The organism is Vibrio sp. Vb0888 (assembly GCF_033338835.1).
Lineage (GTDB): Bacteria > Pseudomonadota > Gammaproteobacteria > Enterobacterales > Vibrionaceae > Vibrio > Vibrio alginolyticus.
The window spans coordinates 1-1021 of the sequence record NZ_JAWOTL010000352.1; the positions used below are offsets into that span (position 1 = coordinate 1).

General features: G+C 45.2%; 1 protein-coding gene. It reads right to left on the bottom strand.

Annotated features, from left to right (window positions below):
* Window positions 1-1021, bottom strand: a 1021-nt coding sequence (locus R7P72_RS26200; RefSeq protein WP_318111192.1) for a histidine kinase dimerization/phospho-acceptor domain-containing protein, incomplete at both ends; no start/stop codon positions are given.

The window sequence follows — 1021 nt, forward strand, 5'->3', positions numbered from 1 at the left end:
CATTTTGTGGTAATCCAATAAATCGTCTACGAGGTTAGCTAAGCGTTGACCACTTTTGATAATGATATCAAGTTGGTATTTTTGACTGGCGGGAATGACTCCATTTGCTCCTGACACAAGGGTTTCTGCTATCCCAACCATGCCATGTAGCGGTGTACGCAATTCGTGCGAGGTTGTTGCGAGGAACTCATCTTTCAGTTTATCAGCCAGTTGCAACTCATCATTTTGCTTCTGAATCAGCTTGATGTTGCTTTCAAGTTCTTCGTTTTGCTGTTTGATGGTTTGGATTTTTTCTCGAATCGAGCGCTGCATACGTTCGAAGCTGATAGCCAAGCGACCGATTTCATCTTTACGTTCGGTATTGAATGTCGTTTCGTCGAGGTCGCCAGCGGATACTTTCTCCGCTGCCCAAGTCAGTTTCAGCAGTGGTGATGTAATGAAGTTGGACAAATAATGCGATGCAATCACCACAAGAATGATCGCGATTAGCATGGCGATAACGAAGAGCTTTTCCAGTTGATGAATGCGTGAAAACGCCTCCTTTTCTGGAAGTTGAACCACGAGCGCCCATGTAATGCCGCGTGTTTGAATTGGGGCAAATGCAGCGATAATTTCTTCGCCAAGTCCATTGGTGTAGGTGCCAACGTCGGTTTGTCCCGCTAAAGCTTTATCGATGACTTCAAGACTGTTTTGAATACTGTCTTGCTTGGTATTAATCGTACGTGGTTGCTGATCGCTGCCGACCAGTAGAGTGTTGATGGACGATTCACGGTTCTTATCTGCGATCAGCTTGGTAATGCCGTTGTTTGGTAAACGGAACATAGCATAGCTGTGCAAATAGCCTTGCTGAACGATAGGTGCACCAAGCCAAGCGACTTGTCGACCATGTTCCAGTTCAAAATCAGAAATAATGACGGGCGTATAATCTTCATTCACTTTGCGGCGTTCGTTGACGTCATCAGCTAGTCGTTTAAAGGTTTTACCTAATGCCGAGTCTTTATAGCGCCCCGTTAGTAGGTTA